Source organism: Pseudomonas sp. SDO5215_S409 (genome assembly GCF_054071325.1).
On sequence record NZ_JBSVWN010000074.1, the window covers coordinates 1 to 25,129 of the forward strand.

Annotated in this window: 24 protein-coding genes; 9 read left to right on the forward strand and 15 right to left on the reverse strand. The window is 61.7% G+C overall.

What is annotated here, in order from left to right:
• The 5 genes from ACW9H9_RS25995 to ACW9H9_RS26015 form a co-directional block, all read right to left on the reverse strand.
• The coding region (locus tag ACW9H9_RS25995; protein ID WP_457346730.1) for a type VI immunity family protein at nucleotides 1–538 on the reverse strand (538 nt) is incomplete at its 3' end.
• A 75-nt stretch (nucleotides 539–613) separates the two neighbouring features.
• Nucleotides 614–1,702, reverse strand: a complete 1,089-nt coding sequence (locus ACW9H9_RS26000) for a DUF3396 domain-containing protein (RefSeq protein WP_457370527.1) — start codon at nucleotides 1,700–1,702, stop codon at nucleotides 614–616.
• 75 nt (nucleotides 1,703–1,777) lie between these two features.
• Nucleotides 1,778–2,866, reverse strand: a complete 1,089-nt coding sequence (locus tag ACW9H9_RS26005) for a DUF3396 domain-containing protein (protein WP_457341958.1) — start codon at nucleotides 2,864–2,866, stop codon at nucleotides 1,778–1,780.
• A 15-nt stretch (nucleotides 2,867–2,881) separates the two neighbouring features.
• The gene (locus ACW9H9_RS26010; protein ID WP_457341957.1) at nucleotides 2,882–3,580 is read right to left on the reverse strand and encodes a VRR-NUC domain-containing protein; all 699 of its coding nucleotides are present in this window, start codon (nucleotides 3,578–3,580) and stop codon (nucleotides 2,882–2,884) included.
• Nucleotides 3,577–4,083 (reverse strand): PAAR domain-containing protein, encoded by a 507-nt coding sequence (locus tag ACW9H9_RS26015; protein ID WP_457341956.1) that lies wholly within the window; start codon nucleotides 4,081–4,083, stop codon nucleotides 3,577–3,579. The genes ACW9H9_RS26010 and ACW9H9_RS26015 overlap by 4 nt, the downstream gene beginning before the upstream one ends.
• A 564-nt stretch (nucleotides 4,084–4,647) precedes the next feature.
• Here ACW9H9_RS26015 and gbdR point away from each other — a divergent pair.
• Nucleotides 4,648–5,751 (forward strand): choline metabolism transcriptional regulator GbdR, encoded by a 1,104-nt coding sequence (gene gbdR, locus ACW9H9_RS26020; protein ID WP_457341955.1) that lies wholly within the window; start codon nucleotides 4,648–4,650, stop codon nucleotides 5,749–5,751.
• 81 nt (nucleotides 5,752–5,832) lie between these two features.
• Here the strand turns inward: gbdR and ACW9H9_RS26025 are convergent, their stop codons facing one another.
• The 6 genes from ACW9H9_RS26025 to ACW9H9_RS26050 form a co-directional block, all read right to left on the reverse strand.
• A complete protein-coding gene (locus ACW9H9_RS26025; protein WP_457341954.1) occupies nucleotides 5,833–6,096 on the reverse strand; it encodes a hypothetical protein in 264 nt (87 codons plus the stop codon).
• Nucleotides 6,097–6,340: 244 nt separating this feature from the next.
• Entirely contained in the window at nucleotides 6,341–7,501 is a 1,161-nt protein-coding gene (locus ACW9H9_RS26030) for a gamma-butyrobetaine dioxygenase (protein WP_457341953.1), read from the reverse strand.
• Between the two features lie 10 nt (nucleotides 7,502–7,511).
• On the reverse strand, nucleotides 7,512–7,988 hold the full coding sequence (locus tag ACW9H9_RS26035; protein WP_457341952.1) for a thioesterase family protein: 477 nt from the start codon (nucleotides 7,986–7,988) through the stop codon (nucleotides 7,512–7,514).
• Nucleotides 7,989–8,104: 116 nt separating this feature from the next.
• On the reverse strand, nucleotides 8,105–9,070 hold the full coding sequence (locus tag ACW9H9_RS26040) for an L-carnitine dehydrogenase (RefSeq protein ID WP_457341951.1): 966 nt from the start codon (nucleotides 9,068–9,070) through the stop codon (nucleotides 8,105–8,107).
• A gap of 27 nt (nucleotides 9,071–9,097) precedes the next feature.
• On the reverse strand, nucleotides 9,098–9,985 hold the full coding sequence (locus ACW9H9_RS26045; protein ID WP_457341950.1) for a 3-keto-5-aminohexanoate cleavage protein: 888 nt from the start codon (nucleotides 9,983–9,985) through the stop codon (nucleotides 9,098–9,100).
• An 86-nt stretch (nucleotides 9,986–10,071) separates the two neighbouring features.
• The gene (locus tag ACW9H9_RS26050; RefSeq protein WP_457341949.1) at nucleotides 10,072–11,016 is read right to left on the reverse strand and encodes a choline ABC transporter substrate-binding protein; all 945 of its coding nucleotides are present in this window, start codon (nucleotides 11,014–11,016) and stop codon (nucleotides 10,072–10,074) included.
• A gap of 195 nt (nucleotides 11,017–11,211) precedes the next feature.
• Here ACW9H9_RS26050 and ACW9H9_RS26055 point away from each other — a divergent pair, with 195 nt between their 5' ends.
• Nucleotides 11,212–12,156 carry a GlxA family transcriptional regulator gene (locus ACW9H9_RS26055; protein WP_457341948.1) on the forward strand — a complete coding sequence of 315 codons (945 nt, stop codon included), beginning with the start codon at nucleotides 11,212–11,214 and terminating at the stop codon, nucleotides 12,154–12,156.
• Between the two features lie 108 nt (nucleotides 12,157–12,264).
• On the opposite strand, the gene ACW9H9_RS26060 is transcribed toward ACW9H9_RS26055, so the two are convergent.
• The 3 genes from ACW9H9_RS26060 to ACW9H9_RS26070 form a co-directional block, all read right to left on the reverse strand.
• A complete protein-coding gene (locus ACW9H9_RS26060) occupies nucleotides 12,265–12,681 on the reverse strand; it encodes a DUF3010 family protein (RefSeq protein WP_457341947.1) in 417 nt (138 codons plus the stop codon).
• A gap of 39 nt (nucleotides 12,682–12,720) precedes the next feature.
• Entirely contained in the window at nucleotides 12,721–13,350 is a 630-nt protein-coding gene (locus tag ACW9H9_RS26065) for a hypothetical protein (RefSeq protein WP_457341946.1), read from the reverse strand.
• 104 nt (nucleotides 13,351–13,454) lie between these two features.
• On the reverse strand, nucleotides 13,455–13,856 hold the full coding sequence (locus ACW9H9_RS26070; RefSeq protein ID WP_457341945.1) for a lysozyme inhibitor LprI family protein: 402 nt from the start codon (nucleotides 13,854–13,856) through the stop codon (nucleotides 13,455–13,457).
• Between the two features lie 219 nt (nucleotides 13,857–14,075).
• Here ACW9H9_RS26070 and ACW9H9_RS26075 point away from each other — a divergent pair, with 219 nt between their 5' ends.
• The 6 genes from ACW9H9_RS26075 to etfB all read left to right on the forward strand — a co-directional run bounded on the left by ACW9H9_RS26075 (nucleotide 14,076) and on the right by etfB (nucleotide 21,805).
• Entirely contained in the window at nucleotides 14,076–15,053 is a 978-nt protein-coding gene (locus ACW9H9_RS26075; RefSeq protein ID WP_457341944.1) for a dipeptidase, read from the forward strand.
• A 56-nt stretch (nucleotides 15,054–15,109) separates the two neighbouring features.
• The gene (locus ACW9H9_RS26080) at nucleotides 15,110–15,640 is read left to right on the forward strand and encodes a DUF5943 domain-containing protein (protein WP_457341943.1); all 531 of its coding nucleotides are present in this window, start codon (nucleotides 15,110–15,112) and stop codon (nucleotides 15,638–15,640) included.
• A gap of 15 nt (nucleotides 15,641–15,655) precedes the next feature.
• A complete protein-coding gene (gene dgcA, locus ACW9H9_RS26085; RefSeq protein ID WP_457341942.1) occupies nucleotides 15,656–17,716 on the forward strand; it encodes a dimethylglycine demethylation protein DgcA in 2,061 nt (686 codons plus the stop codon).
• Nucleotides 17,717–17,855: 139 nt separating this feature from the next.
• Entirely contained in the window at nucleotides 17,856–19,799 is a 1,944-nt protein-coding gene (gene dgcB / locus ACW9H9_RS26090; protein WP_457341941.1) for a dimethylglycine demethylation protein DgcB, read from the forward strand.
• Nucleotides 19,799–21,019: an electron transfer flavoprotein subunit alpha gene (gene etfA, locus ACW9H9_RS26095; protein WP_457341940.1), complete on the forward strand. Its 1,221-nt coding sequence runs from the start codon at nucleotides 19,799–19,801 to the stop codon at nucleotides 21,017–21,019. The genes dgcB and etfA overlap by 1 nt, the downstream gene beginning before the upstream one ends.
• Before the next feature lie 15 nt (nucleotides 21,020–21,034).
• Nucleotides 21,035–21,805, forward strand: a complete 771-nt coding sequence (gene etfB, locus ACW9H9_RS26100) for an electron transfer flavoprotein subunit beta (protein WP_457341939.1) — start codon at nucleotides 21,035–21,037, stop codon at nucleotides 21,803–21,805.
• Nucleotides 21,806–22,308: 503 nt separating this feature from the next.
• On the opposite strand, the gene gbcA is transcribed toward etfB, so the two are convergent.
• Nucleotides 22,309–23,604, reverse strand: coding sequence for a glycine-betaine demethylase subunit GbcA (gene gbcA / locus ACW9H9_RS26105; protein WP_457341938.1), 1,296 nt, complete (start codon nucleotides 23,602–23,604; stop codon nucleotides 22,309–22,311).
• Between the two features lie 283 nt (nucleotides 23,605–23,887).
• Between gbcA and gbcB the strand changes: the two genes are divergently transcribed.
• On the forward strand, nucleotides 23,888–24,988 hold the full coding sequence (gbcB, locus tag ACW9H9_RS26110) for a glycine-betaine demethylase subunit GbcB (protein WP_457341937.1): 1,101 nt from the start codon (nucleotides 23,888–23,890) through the stop codon (nucleotides 24,986–24,988).
• Nucleotides 24,989–25,129 lie beyond the last annotated feature (141 nt).

The window sequence follows — 25,129 nt, forward strand, 5'->3', positions numbered from 1 at the left end:
CCATCAAATCGGCGTTCTTGTTTCTGTCTTTCCCGGGATTCCGTGAAGAACCAAATTTAAGGGGGTACTGCTCTTGGTACAGCAGTGGTACGGAGAACTCCAGTACGCTTAGATCGTCCCCCATCTTTGCTTCCCAGCCCCGCTTGCCAAAAACATCGAAGAGCCAAGCGCTAGCATCGCGAGAGCGCTCGCCGCTGGTGTAGCAGAAGCTGAGGTGGTCGTCTTCATCCATTGCCCCCATCATTTCGCGCAGAGGCTTGGTTTCAGCATAAGTGGTCAGTGGCTTTCCCTGCGGAGGTTCTTCACGCCATAGCCAAGCCAAGTTGGGCTCAGCGCAGCGCTTGAACTCGTCGAAACACCGGCTTAGTGCTTCGCGTACCAGAGAGGTCTGGGCCTCCTTGAAATAGAGTGTGCCGCGCAGGCAAAGCACGGCACCAATATAGTCCTCGCGACCGCCTTTCATCAGCAAGTTGCCGGGAATTTCCAATAGATGCGGTGGCCTGCAGAGCTCTTCGGCCAGGTTGAATTCAGGCTCCATAAATTTCCCTCTGGATCAGGCGCAAACTTCATCTCCACGACTTGCTTGATGTTGTCCTGAGTCGGCGGGCTACTCCTATAGGCGTTCAGAAAGGGTAGTGGTGGCATCCAGATGGGGCTCGTTGTTGAGTAACTTTTCACGCCAGGCGGGTATATCGGCCTCATCGACATCCAGCCGTTTCAGCCATTGGTCAGCCGACCAGCCGACTAGCCGTAATTCACCGTCGTGAGAGTTACCGTGCAACGAACCCACGGTGTCGTAGCGGATACCTTTGAGTGCATGGTTTAGCAGCACGTAGGCTGCAGGCTTTGGATCTTCAGTATCACCGCCGAGGTACGGGTAAGCGCCAGCCTGGATGACCACGCCGCTACCGTACTCATAGACCGCGAAGTGACTGGGGGGTAGTTGCGCACGTAACGCGTCCAGACCGCCGACTAAATCCAGACGTGCTTGGTCAAGTACGGTCAGCCAACTGACGGTCTTGATTTTTGCAAGTTTGAATTTAGGTCTATTGGCTAACAACGCTGCCGTTCCAATATCCAACCCTGGCATACGAGCGGCCATAAACGCCTCGGTCGGCTCGTTATTGCTCCGGTTTATTACAGAAAGATTGAAACTATGCCCGGCGTATCCTTGTTCCGCTGATATTCGACGCGCCGAATCAAGGAATAAGCGTAGGAAACTTAGTGGGTTCTGCTCCTGATAGAGAAGTGGCACTGAGAACTCCAGCACGCTCAGATCATCGCCCATCTTCGCTTCCCACCCCCGCTGGCCAAAAATGCTAAACAACCAGGCGCTGGCATCATTGGATTGCTTGCCGCTGAGGTAATAAAAGCTGAGATCGTCGTCCTCATCCATTACGTTCATCATCTCTCGCAACGGCTTGGCGTCGTTATAAGTCGACAGTGGTTTCCCTACGCGGGGATCCTCACGCAATAGCCAAGTGAGATTGGGCTCGGCCAGGCGTTTGAAGTCGTCGAAGCACTGACACAATGCCTCTCGGACCAAAGGGGTATGGGCATCTTTAAAATACAGCGTTCCACGCAGGCAGAGCACGGCGCCGATATAGTCCTCGCGACCGCCTTTCATCAGCAAGTTGCCGGGCATTTCCAATAGATGCGGTGGCTTGCAGAGCTCTTCGGCCAGGTTGAATTCAGGCTCCATAAATTTCCCTCTGGATCAGGCGCAAACTTCATCTCCACGACTTGCTTGATGTTGTCCTGAGTCGGCGGGCTACTCCTATAGGCGTTCAGAAAGGGTAGTGGTCGCATCCAGGTGGGGCTCGTTGTTGAGTAACTTTTCACGCCAGGCGGGTATATCGGCCTCATCCACATCCAGCCGTTTCAGCCATTGGTCAGCCGACCAGCCGACTAGCCGTAATTCACCGTCGTGAGAGCCGCCGTGGAGCGAGCCGACGGTGTCGTAGCGGATGCTTTTGAGCGCTTGGTTCAATACGACATAGGCTGCGGGTTTCGGATCTTCTGCATCGCCGCCCAGCGACGGATAAGCACCCGCCTGGATGATGATGCCGTTACCGTACTCATAAAATGCGAAGTGGCTGGCGGGGAGTTGCGCACGTAATGCGTCCAGACCGCCGACTAAATCCAGACGTGCTTGGTCGAGTACGGTCAGCCAACTGACGGTCTTGATTTTTGTGGGTTTAAACTCGGGGATATTAGCCAGCAGGGCGGCTGTGCCGACATCCAGCCCGGGCATTCGAGCGGCCATGAAGGCTTCGGTGGGCTCGTTGTCATCCCGTTTTGTTACGCAAAGATTGAAGGCGTGCCCGGCGTATCCCTGCTGTGCTGCTAGTCGGCGCGCAGCATCAAAGAATAGCTTCAGGAAAGCGACTGGGTTTTGTTCCTGATATATCAGCGGGACTGAAAACTCCAGCACGCTCAGATCGTCCCCCATCTTCGCTTCCCACCCTCGCTGTCCAAAAAGATCGAAAAGCCATGCGCCAGCATCATTGGATTGCTGGCCGCTGGTGTAGGAAAAACTTAAATCGTCATCCTCATCCATTGCTTCCATCATTTCTCGCAAGGGCTTGGCGTCACTATAGGCCGTAAGCGGCTTGCCCTGAGGGGGTTCCTCGCGCCAGAGCCAGGTAAGATTGGGCTCGGCGAGGCGTTTAAAGTGATCAAAGCACTGGCAGAGCGCCTCGCGGACTAAAGGTGTATGGGCATCCTTGAAGTAAAGTGTTCCACGTAAGCAAAGTACTGCGCCGATGTAATCCTCTCGACCGCCTTTCATCAGCAAGTTGCCGGGCATTTCCAATAGATGCGGTTGCTTGGAGAGCTCTTCGGCCAGATTGAATTCAGGTTTCATAAATTTTCCTCTGAATCAGTGCGCAGGGATCATGGGCCGCGCAGAGCGACCACGCGTCACAAGAAACATCACGCCCGTAGCGATGGCAGCGGCCCAACCCATCTCCTCCACTGGCACCTTGGATTGTTGGTCTTCCCGGCTACAGTCGCATTCGGTGGACGCCATCGAGACAACATTATTTCGATTGCCTGCAATCCTTGCATAGGCTTGGGTCTGTCTCAGGTTTTTTGGATCAGGCGGAAACTTCATCTCCACAACTTGCTTGATGTTGTCCTGAGTCGGCGGGCTGCCCGGGTTCTTGACGATCACTACATCGGGCCGGCGAATCATCCCCTTTCCCTGCTTGAACGGCGGATGCTCCGGATCCTCATCCCAATACTTCTTGATCCACCCCGGTATCCAGCCGTGAGGATTACTGCCCGTCTCACTGTCCAGAATCGGCTGTGGCGGGTTCTTGGTCATGTCGTAACTGACCTCGGCCTTGTACGGGCTGCGGCCCTGGAGGATTTCATCCAGTTCCCCCAGTCGCTGAGCCACGCAGGACTGCTTGAGGTTCTTGCCATCGCGGCTGATGTTGGGCGTGCTGCTGCAATAGCAGACCGCCGAGCACAGCACCTTTTTGTCCTGCGGATCGAGCTTGGGTTCCAGGATGCCAACGGCGTTGGTAGTACCGCCCGGGCTCATGCTGCCTCGCGAAAGGCCTGAATCACTCATGCCTCATCCCCTTGCACCAGATCGATGTGGATCGTCTGCGAGGCATCGTGGTTGACCCACGAGGTCATGCCTTGCGTGTCTGTGGTGCTGAACGCGCTCCAGCCGCCGCTGGACCAGAGCTTGACCTTGCGGCCGCTCACCGGTTTACCCGTTTCCTGATCGATCAGTTGAAAGCGCCCGGAATAGGGGCTCATGGGCGTAATGGGTGTGAACGGGGTCGGTGTGAACACATCGCCGATGATGATGGTGCCTGACCCGCCGATAACCACGTTGGCGTGATCACCTGCGCTGTCTAGCGTCGCGGCACGTTGACCGTTGATGAAAACAGTCGATGAAAGCCCCGAGGTCAGTCGGCTACCGCAGGCTGTCTCATCGCCTTCGCGTGCTGCTGGCAGGCCATCGAATAGGACGTCAGGAGAGCCTTTGACGATGGGGTTGTTGCCGTGCCCTGAGGTTGGGCAAGCGGTGGGATCGGTAACGCGGGCGGCTGGTTTTCCACTCATGATGCATGTCCCTGCAAGAATGTCTGGAAGCCCAGAAAATGTGCTGCGCGCTAAAGCTTCAGGACTGCGGTGGCGCCTTTCCTGGACATTTGCGCCGCAGAGTATCACACGCAATGGATCCACCCAGTCGCCCTGCCTCCCTCGCCCGTGGCGCGGTCAATACACCCTGCGCATAAAGTGAACACCCTCGTCCGCCAGCGCCACCTTTTAGCGCGTCGCAATTAGACAAGCCTCTGCCAGCCCCCACGCCGTGCCTTGGGTGACAGACTTTTCCTACGCAAAGCCTGCTCCTTCCCACAAGTGCTACCGATCTGCTCACACATTCGACCCAGGCTTATTCGTACGGGGTTTTCGACCCCTATTCCCCACGCGATGCGCGGGCTTATATAGACGGGTCAACAGGTCGTTTTCAGGAGTTATTGAATGCGCATTCAACTTTAGGCATGGCATTTGCTCTATCAATTCAAAGCCCTCGCTCCAGTGGACGTTGCTTGAAAAGGAGTTGAGCGCAATAACAAGAGCCTCGCCTGAGGCCATCACCCGCTTGTGTGAGGAGATACCGCGATGACGTCGTTCAACTCCGGGGCCCAACCCCAGAACCGTGCGCCTCAATCCATCGGCTTTTTGCTGCTGGACAATTTCACGCTGATTTCCCTGGCCTCCGCAGTTGAACCCCTGCGCATGGCCAACCAATTGTCCGGCCGCGAGCTGTATCGCTGGACAACCCTGAGTGTCGACGGCAACCAGGTGTGGGCCAGCGACGGCCTGCAAATCACCCCCGATGCCTCCATGCACAAAGCCCCGGCGCTGGACACGGTGATCGTGTGCGGCGGTGTGGGTATCCAGCGCACCGTGACCCGTGAGCATGTGTCGTGGCTGCAAAGCCAGGCGCGCCAGTCGCGCCGCCTGGGGGCGGTGTGCACCGGCAGTTGGGCGCTGGCGTGCGCGGGCTTGCTCGACGGCTTTGATTGCAGCGTGCACTGGGAATGCCTGGCGTCGATGCAGGAAGCTTTCCCGCGGGTGTCCATGAGCACCCGCCTGTTCACCCTCGACCGCAACCGCTTCACCAGCTCGGGCGGCACCGCGCCGCTGGACATGATGCTGCACCTGATCAGCCGCGACCACGGCCGTGAACTGTCGGCGGCCATCTCCGAGATGTTTGTGTACGAGCGCATCCGCAACGAACAGGACCACCAGCGCGTACCGCTCAAGCACATGCTGGGCACCAACCAGCCCAAGTTGCAGGAAATCGTCGCGCTGATGGAAGCCAACCTGGAAGAGCCGATCGACCTGGATGAACTGGCGGTGTACGTGTCGGTGTCGCGCCGCCAGCTGGAGCGGTTGTTCCAGAAGTACCTGCACTGCTCGCCGTCGCGCTACTACCTCAAGTTGCGCCTGATTCGGGCGCGGCAGTTGCTCAAGCAAACGCCGATGTCGATCATCGAAGTGGCGTCGGTGTGCGGGTTTGTGTCCACGCCGCACTTCTCCAAGTGCTATCGCGAATACTTCGGCATTCCGCCACGCGATGAGCGCGTGGGCTCCAACACCGCCCAGCAGGTGGCGATGATGCCGATTCCGCAGGCGCTGGTGTTGTCACCGCTGTCGGGGCCGCTGTCGGCGTTGAGCCAGGCGCGCAATGAGTCGACGTTTGCCAGTGTGAGGCTCTAACCAGGCGCACTCCGTGAGGGCGTTTGGGGCGGCTGCGCAGCGGCCCCAGCGCCTTCACACAGCACCTGTTGGGCGCCTGGTTCAGGTGTTTGAGCTTTGCTTGAACTGCACCAGCGCTGGCAGCAGCTGTTTGTCGATGGCCTGGCGTACGGCCGGCAGAATTGTCGCGCTGCCGGTGTACAGTTGCTCGACCATGCCCTTGAGCGCCTTGGCCCGCGCTTCGCTCAAACCGCGCACCGCGCATTCACACGCCTGTTCGGCGGTCGCGCTGCTGGACACTTCAAAACCCAGCGAGCGCAGCTGGTTCAGCAGGTCGTGCTGGTCAATCAGATCCGCGTGCATCATGGCCTTTATCCTTGTTGGGAACGTACCCGATTCTGGTAGGCCACTGGCCGGTCGGCAAGGGCTGAATGCGCGGATGTCTGCGACACCTATGAGCAGGTCGTTTTCGGCTAACTTGGCGCCCGGCGTTGTGTGCACACTGGTTTGAAGCCAGCAGCTTGACGGTTTGGTCACCCTCGGGTTGCGACGCTCACACAAAGCACTCTGCCTCGATCCCGTCACGGCTGGATCGGGGCTTTTTTTGCGCCTAGCGTTGCAGCACGAGGATGCGCGACAGCAGTTCGTCGCGGTCGATGTAGCAGCCCTGGAAGTGCCGCGCGCCGCTGGCGGGGTCGAACGCGTTGCGCGCATGCAGGGTGCGGCGATTGTCAAAGCACCAGAGCTCGCCCGCATTCAGGCGCTGCACCTGCTGAAAGCGCGCCTGGCGCGTCATCGTGATAAAGCGCCGGTACGCCCGGTACAGCAGGGGCATGTCCGCCACCGACGCTTCAAACGGCCCGCGCAAGAAGTTGGCCATGCGGATCTCTGCCACCTCGCCCAGGGCGTCCAGCGCGATGATCGGTGCCAGGCGGCGGTAGTCGCTGTGGCGGTCCTTGTTGCGAAACTCCACGGGGATGTCACACAACGCTCCAAACGCCTCGGGGTCTTCTTCGCGCAGGGCGTGGGCGATGGCAAACCCGTCGACAAAAATACTCTCGCCGCCGGTGGCGTCGTTCACCAGGCAATGCAGAAATTGCAGGCCCGGTTGCAACTCGCGGGTGGGCAGGTCGGTGTGCAGCGGCAGGTTGAAGGCGGTGTAGGCGTTGCTGTCGGCATCGGCCTTGGACTGCACGTTGAACAGCACACCAAAGTTGCTTTCGCGGATGAACGCGATGCGCTTGGCAATCACGGCCAGCGAGCCCGGCTCGGTGGGCACGCCGCGCAGTTGCGTCAGGCCGCTGTCGCGCAGGACCAGCAGCCATTGCAGCAGGGTGTCCGGGTTTTCCATCACGGCCGCATAGTCGAACACCGGCAGTGTGAAGGTGCTGTCCCACAACCGGGAGGTGGGCCTGGCGGCCCGGTGTTCGGCGCGGGACGCGTCGTCATAGGCGTGGGCGCGCAGCCAGCCTGGGTCGTATTGGCTGCGATGGCCGCCGTGCCATCGCACGCTGAGCAAGCCCTGTTCGATCTGCGCGCTGTCGGCGCTGAGGTCGGCGCCCACATCGACAATTTCCAGCACCTGCTCGCGGGTCACGCTGTACACGCATTCGGGGCACGGGCAGTTGTCCCGCAGCCATTGATGGTGGAACGGGCTTACCCGGCCGTCGGCCCAGGTCACGCGCACGTGATCGGGCTCTACCTGCACGCCGGCCAGGTCGCTGATCAACGGGTAGGTAAGAAAATCGGCGACAGCGGCGGCGGTTTGCATGGCGGGGTCCTTATTTTTGTGGGGGCAGTCCAATGACCCGGCCGAGCAGGGCGGGGCGGGGCAGGTCCGCTTGTTCGGCGCTGATGCGCGCGAGTGTGGCGGCGACGGCTTCGCTGAACGGCGCCGAGTGCGGCCCGGCCAGGTCGACGTGCAGCAGCATTTGTTCGTTGCCGGCCAGCTCCTCTGCGTCGCCCACCCGGTGCAGGCTGTGGTAGAGGTGCAGGCGCTTGCGGTCGTGGGCGATGAGTTGGGTGTGCACTTCTACATCGGTGTTCAGTTTCACTTCGTGCAGGTAATTGAGATGCAGTTCCAGGGTGAACAGCGAGTGACCGCTGGCGTCACGGTTCTCGCTGGTCAGGCCCAGGGTGTCCATCAGCGCGTCGGTGGCGTAGCTGAAGATCAACAGGTAGAAGGCGTCGCGCAGGTGGCCGTTGTAGTCGACCCACTCGGGAAGGATTTTGGTGGTGTAAGTCGTCAGTGCAGGCATGTCGGCAATTCCGGGCAGGTACTCGGTCAAGGGTGGGCGTGGGGCCTGCCCGCGATGACGGCGCTCAATGGCCGCGCAGTCGCAGGCAAGCCGGTTGCCCACACGATCAACAGCGGTTATTCGGCGAAGCTCATGCCGTGTTTTTCCTTGGTGGTTTTCACCGCTTCCAGTACTGCCAACAGGCAGTCATCACGGTAGCGCTCCAGCGCCGAAATGCTGTGGGCGCCCAACTGGTCGCGGGTGCCGTCGACCACATCGTCGATCAACTGGTCGGTCAGCTCGGGGGCGGGCAGGTAGGTCCACGGCAATTGCAGCGCCGGGCCGAATTGCGCCATGAAGTGACGCATGCCCGCATCGCCACCGGCCAGGGTGTAGGTCAGGAACGTGCCCATGAACGACCAGCGCAAACCGGCGCCAAAGCGGATCGCGTCGTCGATCTCGCCGGTGGTCGCCACGCCGTCGTTGACCAGGTGCAGCGCCTCGCGCCACAGCGCTTCAAGCAGGCGGTCGGCGATAAAACCAGGGACTTCCTTGCGCACATGCAGCGGGCGCATGCCGAGGGACTCGTACACGGTGATCGCCGCTTGAATCGCTTCGGGCGCGGTGTGCTGGCCGCCCACCACTTCCACCAGTGGCAGCAGGTACACCGGATTGAACGGGTGGCCCACCACGCAGCGTTCCGGGTGGGTGGCGCTTTCATAGAACTCGCTGGGCAACAGGCCCGAGGTGCTGGAGCCGATCAGGGCGTCGGGCTTGGCGGCGGCGCTGATCTGGCGGTGCAGTTGCAGCTTGAGCTCCAGGCGTTCGGGGGCGCTTTCCTGGATGAAGTCGGCGTCTTTCACGCAGGCTTCAATCGTGTCGACAAAGCGCAGGCGCGCTTGCGAGGCGCCGGGGGCCAGACCTTGTTTTTCCAGGGCGCCCCAGGCATTGGCGACGCGTTTGCGCAAGGCGGCTTCGGCGCCGGGGGCCGGGTCCCAGGCAACCACGTCCAGGCCGTGGGCGAGGGCGCGGGATACCCAGCCGCTGCCGATGACGCCACTGCCCAGAGCGGCGAAGGTTTTGATTTCAGTGATAAAGCGCATAGTCATTTCCCAGAGTGTTCGCCGTGATTAACCGCGTGTGGCCAAGCCCATTTTTACCCGCCCTTCGGCCGGGGTCAGGACGCGGGCGCCCAGGCGGCTGAGGATCTCGCTGGCGCGTTCCACCAGTTGGCCGTTGGTGGCCAGCACGCCTTTGTCCAGCCACAGGTTGTCTTCCAGCCCGACCCGCACGTTGCCGCCCAGCAGCACGGCTTGCGCGGCCATGGGCATTTGCATGCGGCCAATCCCGAAGCCCGCCCACACGGCGTCGGCCGGTAGGTTGTCGACCATGGCTTTCATGGTGGTGGTGTCGGCCGGGGCGCCCCATGGGATGCCCAGGCACAGTTGGAACAGCGGGTTGTCCAGCAGGCCTTCTTTCATCAACTGCTTGGCGAACCACAGGTGGCCGGTGTCGAAAATTTCCAGCTCGGCTTTTACGCCCAGCTCTTGAATGCGTTTGGCGCCCGCGCGCAGTTGCGCCGGGGTGGAGACGTAAATGGTGTCGCCGTCGCCGAAGTTCAGGGTGCCGCAGTCCAGCGTGCAGATCTCCGGCAGCAACGCTTCCACGTGGGCCAGGCGGGTCAGCGGGCCGACCAGGTCGGTGTTGGGGCCGAACTCCATGGGGTGTTCGCCGCCGCCGATCTCCAGGTCGCCGCCCATGCCGGCGGTGAGGTTGACGATGATGTCCACGTCCGCTTCGCGGATGCGCTCCATCACTTCACGGTAAAGCGCTACATCGCGGCTGAATTTGCCGGTGTCGGGGTTGCGCACATGGCAGTGCACCACGGTGGCACCGGCCTTGGCGGCCTCCACCGCGGCTGCGGCGATTTGTTTGGGGGTGACCGGGACGTGTGGGCTACGGCCGGCCGTGTCGCCAGCACCGGTGAGTGCGCAGGTGATGATGACGTCGTGGTTCATGAGGCAGGTTCCTTACAGGCGTGATGGCTAGGCGTAGGGGGGCCGTTCGCGGCTGCAGGCAGCCGCGAAACGGTGATCGGAAAAGGTTATTTGCTGCTCAGTTGCAGGTTGTCCGCCGCCGGTTTGCCGTCAAATGTGGTGACGCCTTCCAGCCAGCGCTGCTTGTCTTGCGGGTGGTCCTTGAGCCACTGCTTGGCAGACTCCAGCGCGTCCTTGTGGTCCAGCAAAGGCTGCATCATCCGGCTCTCGTCGGCGGCGGTGAAGGTCAGGTTGGTCAGCAGCTTTTGCACGTTGGGGCACTGCTGGGCGTAGGTCGGCGCGGTGACGGTCCACACGGTGGCCTTGCCCTCGTTGGGGCCCAGGGCGTCGTCGCTGCCGGTGAGGTAGGTCATGGCCACGTTGACGTTCATCGGGTGCGGCGCCCAGCCGAAGAACACCACGGCTTCCTTGCGGCGCACGGCGCGGTCCACGGCGGCGAGCATGCCGGCTTCGCTGGACTCCACCAACTGGAACTTGCCCAGGCCGAACTGGTTCTTGGCGATCATCGCCTTGATCTGCGTGTTGGCGCCCGAGCCTGGTTCGATGCCGTAGATCTTGCCGCCCAGTTCCTTGTCGAACTTGGCGATGTCGGCAAAGGTTCTCAGGCCCTTGTCGGCCAGGTAGGTGGGCACGGCGAGGGTGGCGCGGGCGTCTTCCAGGGACGGTTTGTCGAGCACCGTGACTTGCTTGGCTTCCACGAACGGGTTGATGGTCTGGGTCATCAGCGGGTTCCAGTAGCCCAGGAACAGGTCCAGGCGCTGGTCGCGAATACCGGCAAAGATGATTTGCTGGGACGCGCTGGTTTGTTTGGTCTTGTAGCCGAGGCCGTCGAGCAGTACTTGGGTCATGGCGCTGGTGGCGATCACGTCGGTCCAGTTCACCACGCCCATGCGCACGTTCTGGCAAGACGCCGCATCGGCTGCCAGTGCATTCGTGCTCAAGATGGCGCTGACGCTGAGTGCAAGCACACAGCGGCTGATCAGTCGGTTCATGGTGGAGCCCCTCGGCAGGTTGTTATTGTGGGTTTGGGCGTCTTTGTGCGCCGTGAGGCCACGTTACGCAGCTTCAGGGCCCATAAAACGCACGGCGGCGACCCGCTCTTGCACTGCAGCGACCTGTGCCCTTGAATCGCCGGTTGAACTGGCGTATCACAGTGCCCACGCTGCCCGTCCTACGAGAGCGCCACCATGTCCCAGGATTTCTACTTTCTGCTGATGCCGGGCTTCTCGGTCATCGGCTTTATCTCCGCCCTCGAACCGCTGCGCGTGGCCAACCGCTTTCGCGGCGAGCTGTACCGCTGGCACGTGCTGAGCGCCGACGGCGGCGCGGTGCTGGCGAGCAACGGCATGTCGGTCAACGCCGACGCGGCACTGGAGCCTCTGAAAAAAGGCGCGACCCTGCTGGTGGTCGCAGGCTTTGAACCCTTGCAGTTCGCCACCCCGGCCCTGGAACACTGGCTGCGCCGCCTCGACCACGACGGCGTGACCCTGGGCGCCATCGACACCGGCGCCTACGTGCTCGCCCACGCAGGCCTGCTGGATGACCACCGCCTGACCCTGCACTGGGAAGCCATCGATGCGTTCAAGGAGTCCTACCCGCACCTGACCGTCACCCAGGAGCTGTTTGAAATCGACCGCCGCCGCATCACCTCGGCGGGCGGCACTGCGTCCATCGACCTGATGCTCGACCTCATCGCCCAGGCCCACGGCCCGGAGCTGGCGGTCCAGGTGTCCGAACAATTCGTGCTTGGGCGCATCCGCCCGCGCAAAGACCACCAACGCATGCAAATCGCCACGCGCTACGGCATCAACAACAAAAAGCTGGTGCAGGTGATCGGCGAGATGGAACAACACACCGAACCGCCGTTGAGCACGCTGGCGCTGGCGGAAGCGATCAAGGTGACGCGTCGGCAATTGGAGCGCCTGTTCCGGCTGCACCTGAACGACACGCCGAGTAATTTTTACCTGCGCCTGAGGCTGGAAAAAGCCCGGCAGCTGCTGCGCCAAAGCGACATGAGCGTGTTGGAAGTGAGCATTGCGTGCGGGTTCGAGTCGCCGTCGTATTTCACCCGCAGTTACCGGGCGCGGTTTGCCAAATGCCCACGGGAGGATCGGCGACGGGAGGTGGTTTGACGGGGGAGGCTGCGTAGCGTTATCGGTGACGTAGCGCTTTGGCGGTTGGCTGCACGCTGGATACCACTCAATGGGGGCCGGCCGGTCCCCATTGAATCGCGGGGTGGCTTACTTCTTCACCAACGCCGAACACGCCGCCTTGTAAGCCTCGTGCTGATACTTGTTCAGTGTGGCGGGCAGGGCGAAGTCATGCTTCTTGCTCTGTGCATTGATGGTCTGCGGCGACAGCAGCGTCACATCCACCCCGTCCAGCAACTGCAGCACCCCTTCGATCTTGAACGTGGTGGGCCCACCGGCAAACTCGCCCTTCTTGCTGCGCTTTTTGATCGCGATGCGCTCGAGGGCGTTGTCCTGCACAAAGGCTTTCACCTGGGCGGCGAAGGTTTTGACGTTGGCCGCCTCGTCATCGTCTTCAAGGGCAATTTTCTTGGTGGCCAGGGCGACATGGCTCAGCGCCTGGTTATCCAGCGAGGCGACGGCGAGGATGGCTTCGCTGCCTTTGATTTCGATGCCGCAGACGTACATACAGTTCTCCAACGCCTAAAAGTGAGGTGACGATTTGGTTTATTTTTCTTTGGGCAAAAGAATACCCCTAAGCTCAAACAGTTTTTTTACGGTTTCACTCATGGGTTGCATTTGCGAAATTTCGATTTGAAGCTTTACGAGTGCTGCTTTTTTTAGCTCGATATCAAGTTCATTTAGCCGTTCGGAAGGTCCTTGGACTCTAACGGCCCAGCGCCTGAAGCCAAAGCAGAGGCAGAAGATGGCAAGCGGAATGTAGATGACTATGACGGTGTAAACCAGCAGGTTACTTTTAAATATGAATTTAATTATAGGGTTGTCCGGTTGTAATAGTTCCTCTTTTTTTGAGGCAGTGTCCGAGTTGATAGTTTCGAGGTTGCTTTCAAGTACTTTTTCAAGCACTGCTTTCTCGTCTTTGAAGCCGCTCGACCATTCAAGAACGTTCTGTTCCGGTTTGTCAGCCTTGAGAGAGGCGAGGCGTTTCTTGATTTTTTCAATGTCGTTTTTTACATGCTGCTTGTAAATGAACTCATCAGTGGATTGGTCTATGTTGTATTTCAAATAACTCAATGCAAGCAGTGCGGCAATAAGGCCAGCGCTTAACCACATGCCAAAAATGGCCATCAACTTGTATAAGTTATCGGTCGGCGGCGAGGGGAGCCATCCAAACATGGAATATTCATCCTTGAGTGTGAAAAAAGGGCTGCGGTCGGCGGCGCTAAATCCGCAGCTTGACGAGGTAGCTTAATGTTCTATGTCAGGAAATAGTCAGGCCGTCACTCCTGCCCAATCGACTCCAAAAACTCCGACCGCTCATCGCTCATCCGCGCCAGGCAATCGTTCTGCGCGATGGCATACGCCTTGCTGCCCGCCACCGCCGGGAAGGTGTCGACGGCGCAGTCGGCGTCTCGCAGTTTTTCCCACTTTTGCTGGGCATCTTTGAGGCGGGCGCTGATGTCGGCCAGTTGCGTCTTGTTGCTGGCATAGGTGCTGCCCATGCGGTCCAGCAGGCCTTGGTAGTTGTCCTTGAGCAACTGCTCGGCGGTGGTTTTGTTGTAGGTGGCGCATTCCAGGGTTTGTTTGTCGTTTTCGATACCGTCGCAGGGGGTGCGGTCGGTGTCTTCGGCGGCGTGTACGCCGGTTGCGATGAGTGCCAAAGCCAGGAAAATCGATTTCATTGCGCCGTCTCATATCAGGTAATGGGCAAATTCTGGCTCAAGCGTAGGACAAAGAACAGACGTGGCCAGGAGATGTCATGTTGGCCTTTGTCGCGGATTGACGCTTTCGGCAATTCCCCTGTCGTTTTTGCACCCGGCTCGTTCAGCCCTGGGGCATATGCTGGCCCCAAAGCGCCGGCACACGATTCGGCGCATGAATCGCCAACAAGGGGACGCCTGATGAGCCCAGCCGAACTGCACGCCGACAGCATCGTTATCGACGGGCTGATCATTGCCAAGTGGAACCGCGACCTGTTCGAAGACATGCGCAAAGGCGGCCTCACTGCCGCCAACTGCACCGTGTCGGTGTGGGAAGGTTTCCAGGCCACCATCAATAACATCGTCGCCAGCCAAGCCCTGATCCGCGAAAACAGCGACCTGGTGATCCCGGTGAAAACCACCGCCGATATCCGCAAGGCCAAGGAGCAGGGCAAGACCGGGATCATCTTTGGTTTCCAGAATGCCCATGCGTTCGAAGACCAACTGGGCTACGTGGAGATCTTCAAGCAGCTCGGCGTGGGCGTGGTGCAGATGTGCTACAACACCCAGAACCTGGTGGGCACCGGCTGCTATGAGCGTGACGGCGGCCTGTCGGGGTTTGGTCGCGAGATCGTCGGGGAAATGAACCGCGTCGGCATCATGTGCGACCTGTCCCACGTAGGCTCCAAGACCAGCGAAGAGGTCATCCTCGAATCGAAAAAGCCGGTGTGCTACTCCCACTGCCTGCCGTCCGGGCTCAAGGAGCACCCGCGCAACAAGTCTGATGAAGAACTCAAGTTCATCGCCGACCACGGCGGGTTTGTGGGCGTGACCATGTTTGCGCCGTTTCTGGCCAAGGGCATCGACTCCACCATCGACGACTACGCCGAAGCCATCGAATACACCATGAACATCGTGGGCGAGGACGCCATCGGCATCGGCACCGACTTCACCCAGGGCCATGGCCAGGATTTCTTCGAAATGCTGACCCACGACAAGGGCTACGCAAGGCGCCTGACCAGCTTTGGCAAGATCATCAACCCGCTGGGCATCCGCACCGTGGGCGAGTTTCCCAACCTCACCGAGACGCTGCTCAAGCGCGGCCACAGTGAGCGCGTGGTGCGCAAGATCATGGGCGAGAACTGGGTCAACGTCCTCAAGGACGTCTGGGGCGAGTAAGCCACCGCACGCCTGCGCAACCTCATCACAACGAATTTTTCTGGAGTTAAGTTTCCATGGCCAAGATCGCCCCGCAATTGCCAATTGAAGTCGACAGCGAAACCGGTGTCTGGACCTCCGATGCCCTGCCGATGCTGTACGTGCCGCGCCACTTTTTCGTCAACAACCACATGGGCGTCGAAGACGTATTGGGCAGCGAGGCCTACGCCGAGATCCTCTACAAGGCCGGCTACAAATCCGCCTGGCACTGGTGCGAAAAAGAAGCCGAATGCCACGGCCTGGAAGGCGTCGCGGTGTTCGAGCACTACATGAAGCGCCTGTCGCAGCGCGGCTGGGGCCTGTTCAAGATCCAGGACATCGACCTGGACAAAGGCACCGCCAGCGTCAAGCTGGAGCACTCGGCATTCGTGTACGTGTACGGCAAGGTCGGACGCAAGGTGGACTACATGTTCACCGGCTGGTTCGCCGGTGCAATGGACCAGATTCTCGCCGCCCGCGGCAGCCACCTGCGCACGGTGGCCGAGCAAGTCTATGGCGGCTCCGAAGAGGGCCACGACGACGGCCTGTTCACCGTCAAGCCGCTGTAAGTCGAGGACCCTGCCATGGCTTTCGAAGCAATGTTTGCGCCGATCCAGATCGGCAAGCTGACCATCCGCAACCGCGTGCTCAGCACCGCCCACGCCGAGGTGTATGCCACCGACGGCGGCATGACCACTGACCGCTACGTGAAGTATTACGAAGAGAAAGCCAAGGGCGGGATCGGCCTGGCCATCTGTGGCGGGTCGTCCAGCGTGGCCATCGACAGCCCGCAAGGCTGGTGGAAGTCGGTGAACCTGGCCGACGACCGCATCATCCCGCACTTTCAGAACCTGGCCGATGCCATGCACAAGCATGGCGCCAAGATCATGATCCAGATCACCCACATGGGCCGCCGCTCCCGCTGGGACGGCGAGCACTGGCCCACGCTGCTGTCGCCTTCGGGCATCCGCGAGCCGGTGCACCGTGCCACCTGCAAGACCATTGAGCCGGAAGAAATCTGGCGCGTGATCGGCAACTACGCCACCGCTGCGGCCCGCGCCAAGGCCGGGGGCCTGGACGGTGTGGAACTGTCGGCGGTGCACCAGCACATGATCGACCAGTTCTGGAGCCCGCGCGTCAACAAGCGCACCGATGAATGGGGCGGCAGTTTTGAAAACCGCATGCGCTTCGGTCTGGAAGTGCTCAAGGCCGTGCGCAAGGAAGTCGGCCCGGACTTTTGCGTGGGCATCCGTTTGTGCGGCGACGAATTCCACCCGGACGGCTTGTCCCACGAGGACATGAAGCAAATCGCCAAGTACTACGACGACACCGGCCTGCTCGACTTCATTGGCGTGGTGGGCTCGGGGTGCGACACCCACAACACCCTGGCCAACGTGATCCCCAACATGAGCTACCCGCCGGAGCCGTTCCTGCACCTGGCGGCGGGCATCAAGGAAGTGGTCAAGGCCCCGGTGCTGCACGCGCAGAACATCAAGGATCCGAACCAGGCCACGCGCATTCTGGAAGGCGGCTACGTGGACATGGTCGGCATGACCCGCGCCCACATCGCCGACCCGCACCTGATCACCAAGATCAAGATGGGCCAGGTCGACCAGATCAAGCAGTGCGTGGGCGCCAACTATTGCATCGACCGCCAGTACCAGGGCCTGGACGTGCTATGCATCCAGAACGCCGCGACATCCCGTGAATACATGGGCGTGCCGCACATCATCGAAAAATCCACCGGGCCCAAGCGCAACGTCGTGGTGGTGGGCGCAGGCCCGGCCGGGATGGAAGCGGCGCGGGTGGCCGCCGAGCGCGGTCATGCCGTGACCCTGTTCGAGAAAAAGGCGTTTATCGGCGGGCAAATCACCACCGCCTCCAAAGCCCCGCAACGCGACCAGATCGCCGGGATCACCCGCTGGTTCCAGCTGGAACTGGCCCGCCTGAACGTGGACCTGCGCCTGGGCGTGGCAGCGGATGCCGCCACCCTCCTGGACCTGCGCCCCGACGTGGTGGTGCTGGCCGTGGGCGGGCATCCGTTCCTGGAACAGAACGAACACTGGGGCGCCGCCGAAGGGTTGGTGGTCAGCAGTTGGGACGTGCTGGACGGCAAAGTGGCGCCGGGCAAAAACGTGCTGGTGTACGACACCATCTGCGAATTCACCGGCGTCTCGGTGGCCGACTTCCTGGCCGACAAGGGCAGCCAGGTCGAGATCGTCACCGACGACATCAAACCCGGCGTGGCGGTGGGCGGCACCTCGTTCCCCACCTACTACCGCAGCATGTACCCCAAGGAAGTGATCATGACCGGCGACATGATGCTGGAGAAGGTCTACCGCGAGGGCGACAAACTGGTGGCGGTGCTGGAAAACGAATACACCGGCGCCAAGGAGGAGCGGGTGGTGGACCAGGTGGTGGTGGAAAACGGTGTGCGCCCCGACGAAGAGCTCTACTACGCACTCAAGGGCGGCTCGCGCAACAAGGGCCAGATGGACATCGACGCGCTGTTTGCGATCAAGCCGCAGCCGTGCCTGAGCGAGGCGGGTGAGGGCTACTTGCTGTTTCGCATCGGCGACTGCGTGGCGCAGCGCAACACCCACGCCGCGATCTACGACGCCCTGCGCCTGTGCAAGGATTTTTAGACGCAGCCCTGATCGTTCCCACGTTCTGCGTGGGAATGTCGCCTTGGACGCGCAGCGTCCGCTCTTGGATCGTGACGCCGCGCGTCACCGGATGCATGCCCACCCATAGCGTGGGAGCGATCATTGCGGGAGCTTTACCATGTTAAACATTCTGCTTCCCATCCTGCTCTTCAGCGCCCTGGGCCTTGCGGTCCTGGGCGCCTTGCGCCGGGTGAGCATGTGGCGCCGCGGCCGGGCCTCCAAGGTCGATTGGCTGGGCGGCCTGCTGGCCATGCCCAAGCGCTATATGGTCGATTTGCACCACGTGGTCGCCCGCGACAAATACATCGCCAACACCCACGTGGCCACCGCGCTGGGCTTTGTGTCGTCGGCCTTGCTGGCGATCGTAGTGCACGGTTTTGGCCTGCATAACCGCCTCCTTGGCTACGCCTTGCTGCTGGCGTCGGTGCTGATGTTTGTCGGCGCCACGTTTGTGTACCGGCGCCGCCTCAACCCGCCGTCGCGCCTGTCCAAAGGCCCGTGGATGCGCTTGCCCAAAAGCCTCATGGCGTTTTCCGTGAGCTTTTTTGTGGTGACGTTGCCGGTGGCCGGACTCCTTCCGGAACACTTCGGCGGCTGGCTGCTCGCCGCGCTGCTGGGTGTGGGTGTGCTGTGGGGCGTGTCCGAAATGTTCTTCGGCATGACTTGGGGCGGCCCCATGAAACACGCCTTCGCCGGGGCCCTGCACCTGGCCTGGCACCGCCGCGCCGAGCGGTTCGGCGGTGGTCGTTCCACCGGGCTCAAACCGTTGGACCTGGCCGATACCACCGCGCCGCTGGGCGTGGAAAAACCCAAGGACTTCACCTGGAACCAACTGCTCGGCTTTGACGCTTGCGTGCAATGCGGCAAGTGCGAAGCCGCGTGCCCGGCGTTCGCCGCTGGCCAGCCGTTGAACCCGAAAAAGCTGATTCAAGACATGGTGGTCGGCCTCGCCGGTGGCACCGATGCACGGTTCGCAGGCAGCCCGTACCCCGGCAAACACGTGGGCGAGCACCGCGGCAACCCGCACCAGCCCATCGTCAACGGCCTGGTCGACGCCGACACGCTGTGGTCGTGCACCACCTGCCGCGCCTGCGTGGAAGAGTGCCCGATGATGATCGAGCACGTGGACGCCATCGTTGACATGCGCCGCCACCTCACCCTGGAAAAAGGCGCCACGCCCAACAAAGGCGCCGAAGTGCTCGAAAACCTGATCGCCACCGACAACCCCGGCGGCTTTGCACCGGGCGGTCGGTTGAACTGGGCAGCGGACTTGAACCTGCCGCTGCTCAGCGACAAGAAAACCACCGACGTGCTGTTCTGGGTCGGCGACGGCGCCTTCGACATGCGCAACCAGCGCACCCTGCGCGCCTTTGTCAAAGTGCTCAAGGCCGCCGGGGTCGACTTCGCCGTGCTCGGCCTGGAAGAGCGCGACAGCGGCGACGTGGCCCGGCGCCTGGGTGATGAAGCGACGTTCCAGATGCTCGCCTCGCGCAACATCCAGACCCTGGCCAAGTACCGCTTCCAGCGCATCGTCACCTGCGACCCCCACAGTTTTCATGTGCTGAAAAACGAGTACAGCGCGTTCGACGGCAACTACCAGGTGCAGCACCACAGCACCTACATGGCCGAACTGATCGACGCGGGCGCGCTGAACCTGGGCCAACACAAGGGCAACAGCGTGACCTACCACGACCCGTGTTACCTGGGCCGCTACAACGGCGAGTACGAAGCGCCGCGCCACGTGCTGCGTGCGCTGGGGATCGAGGTCAAGGAAATGCAGCGCTCGGGGTTCCGTTCCCGTTGCTGCGGCGGCGGTGGCGGCGCGCCGATCACCGACATCCCCGGCAAGCAACGCATCCCGGACATGCGCATGGACGACATCCGCGAAACCGGCGCCGCGCTGGTGGCCGTGGGTTGTCCACAGTGCACCGCGATGCTCGAAGGGGTGGTGGAGCCGCGCCCGGCCATCAAGGACATTGCCGAACTGGTGGCCGAGGCGCTGCTTGAAGACAGCGCCCCGGCCAAATCCCCCGCCCAGCGCCAACCTGCCGAGGTGCACTGATGAGCGACATTATCCGCCGCGACCCCCGGGCCGAATGGATCGCCCGCAACCGCCTGCACCCGCTGCACGCGGCCCTGCAACCGGCGCAACACCGCTGGATGGGCCCCCAGGGCGTTATCCGCAAGAACGTGCACGGCGTGGGGTTTATCGGCCCCAACGGCCTCAAGCGCATCGACCGCAGCGGCGTCCAGCAGGCCGGCGCCACCAAACGCTCGGCGACGGTGGCGGTGCAGTTGCCGCTGCACCAGGTGGCCGCGCCTGCGTTCTACATCAGCGTGGTGCCAGACATGGTCGGCGGGCGCCTGAGCAGTCATGACCGTGACCTGCTTGGCCTTGCCCGGCAACTGGCGGGCAGCGACGGTGCGGTGCTGGCGGTGGTGTTTGGCGAGCACAAAGAACAGGCCTTCGACACCGCAGGCGCGGACCGCCTGCTGGTGCTGGAGGGGCAGGCCTTCGACGGTTATTCACCGGAACAACGGGTGCACGCCCTGCGGGCTGTGGATAACCAGTTCAACCCGCGCCACTGGCTGCTGCCCGACAGCCGCAGCGGCGGTGGGGAGCTGGGTCGACGGTTTGCCGCCAGCCTCAAGGAACGCCCGGCCACACGGGTGTGGCAGGTTAACGGCGAGGCGTGCATCGGCCGCGCGGGCGCGGGCCAGGAAGACCTCGCCCGGCCGCTGGCGCGCCTGATCCTGGCCGCCGCCGAATGCGCCGAGCCGATCAGCGAAACCCGCCACGAGGCCTTGCCGGTGGAGTTATCCACAAGCCTGCCCCGCAGCCTGCCGCGCATTGAGGACCTGGGCGCGGTGGCGGTGGACCCGGCGGCGATTCCCATGGCCGAAGCCGAGTTTATTTTTTCGGGCGGCAATGGGGTCAAGGACTGGCCATTGTTCCACCAGGCCGCTGCAGCCCTGGGCGCCACCGAAGGCGCTTCGCGGGTGGCGGTGGACGACGGCTTCATGGGCCGCGACCGCCAGGTGGGCGCGTCCGGTACGTGGGTGACGGCACGGGTGTATGTGGCGGTGGGTATCTCGGGCGCGATCCAGCACCTGCAAGGCATCGGCGCCTGCGACAAGGTGGTGGCGATCAACCTGGACCCGGGCTGCGACATGATCAAGCGTGCGGATTTGTCGGTGATCGGCGACAGCAATGAACTGCTGCGCGCTCTGATCGCGGCGGTCGAGGTCTATCGCCACGGCGCCAAGCGCGATGCGGCATAAGTGAAGGAAATGGCCATGAACACCTCTGTAATCAGCCTCGTCTCCATCGGCGCCCACCCCACCTCCGGGCGCCCGCGCCGCGCCGAGCAAGATGCCCGCGCGGTCGAGCTGGGCCTGCAACTGGCTGGGGATAAGTTGCAGGTGCTGCACGCAGGCGACATCGCTGAACCGGCCCTGCGCGCCTACCTGGGCATGGGCTTGGCGCATTTGCACGTGCTGGAGCAACCCCCCGGCGCCGATGCCTTGCCGGTACTGAGCGACTACCTGCAAGAGGCGGGCGCCCAGGTGGTGCTCACCGGCAGCCAGGCCGAAACCGGCGAAGGCTCGGGGATGTTGCCGTTCCTGCTGGCCGAGCAGTTGGGCTGGCCGCTGATTGTGGGCCTGGCGCACGTGGAGTCCATCGACAGCGGCGTGGCCCATGTACTGCAAGCCTTGCCCCGTGGCCAGCGGCGCCGCCTCAAAGTGCGCCTGCCGTTTGTGGCGACTGTGGATAACGCCGCGCCCAAACCCCGGCAAAGCGCCTACGGCCCGGCGCAGCGCGGGGTGTTGGCGGCGCACGAGGTCGAGGTGGTGGACGATGAGTTATTCACAGCCGCGGTGCTGCAACCGGCCAAGCCTCGGCCCAAGCGCCTCAAGGTGATCAAGGCCAAGAGCGGCGCCGACCGCATGAAAGCCGCCACGGCCAAGGCCAGCGGCGGTGGCGGGCAAGTGCTCAAGGGCCTCAGCGCCGAAGAGGGCGCCCAGGCGATTCTCAAGCTGCTGATCGAGGAAGGCGTGGTGCGTTAAGCCCACCGCGCAGTTACTCACAATCCCTGTGTGCGCAACTGTGGGTAAGTTGTTTGCTATCGGCCAAGATTCCCGTAAATAAAGGGCTTCAGCCAAGTGGTCAAGTTTTGATCGATTGTGCCTTTTCCCCTCGCCTGATCCCCGCCAGGCCTTGAAAACCGCTGCGTTGCGCGGTTTTCCACAGCACGCCGACACTTGCCCCCAAAGTCTGTTGGCGTCTCTGTGGATAAGGTGTTTGCGTTCTGCTACAGGCCATACAGGCCGTGGCTTGCAGGGTTTAGATCAAATAATGATCAAATGGCCAAAAAGCCGGGTGACTTGGATAAGTCGCGGATTTTCTTCGGGTTATTGCTCAGTTGCGCACAATTACTGTGGGTGGCTTTGTGGATAAGTTGTTGGGGGATGGCTGGAGGGCAGGGGTTTAGCGGTCTTGAAGGGTTTTGTGTGTTTTTTGTACAGTGCGCGATACCGGGAGCAGGCAAGCCCGCTCCCGTCTGTCGCCGTTATTCGTGTGCAGCGATGCCTTTGAGGTACGCGGCAGGCTCGGCGCCGAGGTTGCTCAACATGCGCTCGCTGTACCAGTCCACGAAATTCACCACGCCAAACTCGTAGGTCTTGGAGTACGGCCCCGGCTGGTACGCCGTGGAGTTGATCCCGCGCTGGTTCTCTTCGGCCAGACGGCGGTCCTGGTCGTTGGTGGCGTCCCACACCTGGCGCATGCGCGTCACGTCGTAGTCCACACCTTCCACGGCGTCTTTGTGCACCAGCCATTTGGTGGTGACCATGGTTTCCTGGGCGCTGATGGGCCACACGGTGAACACGATGATGTGGTCGCCCATGCAGTGGTTCCACGAGTGCGGCAGGTGCAGGATGCGCATCGAGCCCAGGTCCGGGTTCTTGATGCGGCCCATGAGTTTGGCGCAGCCCTGCTTGCCGTCCATGGTCATCGACACGGTGCCCTTGAGCAGCGGCATACGCACGATGCGGTTGCGCAGGCCGAAGCTTGCGTGGGCGTAGGGGATTTTCTCGGCGTCCCAGGCGGCGGCGGAAGCGGCCACGTGGTCCTTGAAGGCCTGGTCGGCACGCGGGTCGGTGACGTCGTCCCACTCCAGCAGGGTCTTGAGTAGCTCGGGGTGCGAGCCGCCGCAGTGGTAGCACTCGCGGTTGTTTTCCAGCACCAGCTTCCAGTTGGCCTTTTCCATCAAGGTGGTTTGCACCGCCACCTTGGTGTTTTCCATGTCGTAGGGTTCCATGTAGTGGCTCAGGGTGGCCAGGAACTTGTCGATGGGCGGCGGGTTTTCGGCCAGGCTGATGAAGATGTAGCCACCGGCGGTTTTCACGTTCACAGGCTTGAGGCCGTATTGCTTCATGTCGAAGTCGGCGCCCATCTCGGTGCCGGCGAACAGCAGGCGACCGTCCAGTTCGTAGGTCCACTGGTGGTAATGGCACACCAGTTTGGCGACCTTGCCCTTTTCGCTGGTGCACAGGCGCGAACCGCGATGGCGGCACACGTTATGGAAGGCGTGCACCACGCCGTCGGCGCCGCGGATCACGATGATCGGGTTTTTGCCCACTTGCAGGGTGAGGTAGTTGCCTTTGGTGGGAATCTCGCAGGTCATGCCGGCGATCAGCCATTCCTTATGGAAGATCTCCTGCATGTCGATTTCAAACAGCCGCTCATCCGAGTAAAACGGCTGGGGCAGCGAAAAGGTACGCTCGCGTTCCTGCAGCATCTGCGCGGTGGCCTTGCGTGCAGGTTCCAGCGGGTCGCCCAGGCTCAGGGGGGTAGTGACGTCCATCGTGTGTGTCCTCATGGCCATTCGGTGTGGCCGGCGAATAGTGGCTACGGTTGATGCGTTGCAAGGCGTAAAGAACGTGTCTTGATGTGCAGCGAGTGTGGGCCCGACATGGGCCAAAGCCTTGTCCATTAACGACACGGCCCACTCTGTTCCCGACGCGCCAGCGCAGGTCGTTGGGGGCTGGTCGCGATAAGTATGTGAATGTCGCAGATAGGTAAACGGACGGTTCGGCGCTTACGCAGAATCGCCAGCATCAGGCCGAACAACGGCTACGGAGAACAGCATGTCCAACACTTTCCTGAACCCGGTAACCACCCAGACCTGGGCCAATGGTCGGCATATCGTCCGTTGCGTCAAAGTCATCCAGGAAACCTGGGACGTGCGCACGTTCTGTTTCATGGCCGACCAGCCGATCCTGTTCTTCTTCAAGCCCGGGCAATTTGTCACCCTGGAGCTTGAAATAGAAGGCCAGCCGATCATGCGCTCCTACACCATTTCCAGCTCGCCGTCGGTGCCGTACAGCTTTTCGGTGACCATCAAGCGCGTGCCGGGCGGGCGGGTGTCCAACTGGCTGCACGACACCTTGCACGAAGGCCAGGAACTGGCCGTGCACGGGCCGGTGGGGTTGTTTAACGCGATCGACTTCCCGAGCCCCAAAGTGCTGTACCTGAGCGGCGGCGTGGGGATTACCCCGGTGATGTCCATGGCGCGCTGGTTCTACGACACCAACGCCAACGTCGACATGACGTTTATCCACAGCGCCCGCTCGCCCAAAGACATCATTTACCACCGCGAGTTGGAACACATGGCGTCGCGCATCGATAACTTCAGCCTGCATTTGATCTGCGAGAAACATGGTTTGGGCGAGCCGTGGGCGGGGTATCGCGGGTACTTGAACCACAAGATGCTGGAACTGATGGTGCCGGACTTTCTTGAGCGCGAAGTGTTCTGCTGCGGGCCGACGCCGTACATGAACGCGGTGAAGCGCCTGCTGGAAGCAGCGGGGTTCGACATGGCGCGTTATCACGAGGAATCGTTTGGCGCCACGCCACCGGAAGCCCGTGCCGACGCGGTGGAGCAAGCCGAGCAGGCGGCCGAGGCCCCGGAGGTAGACCTGGCGGACCTGCACCAGGTGGAGTTCATGGCGTCTGGCAAGAGCATCCGCGTGGCGCCGGGCGAAACCGTCCATGCGGCGGCGGCCAAACTGGGCCTGATGATTCCCAAGGCTTGCGGCATGGGCATCTGCGGCACCTGCAAGGTGATGAAACTGGGCGGCGAAGTGGAGATGGACCACAACGGCGGGATTACCGAGGAGGACGAAGCCGAGGGGTACATTTTGTCGTGCTGCAGCGTGCCCAAGGGCGACGTACGCATCGAGTACTGACCCACGCCACCCCCACTCGTCCGCTCGTTCCCACGCTCCGCGTGGGAATGCCTCCAGGGACGCTCCGCGTCCCGCCATCCCTCGCGGTCTTAAGTTTTGCGCCAGGGTGACGCAGAGCGTCACGGGCTGCATTCCCACGCG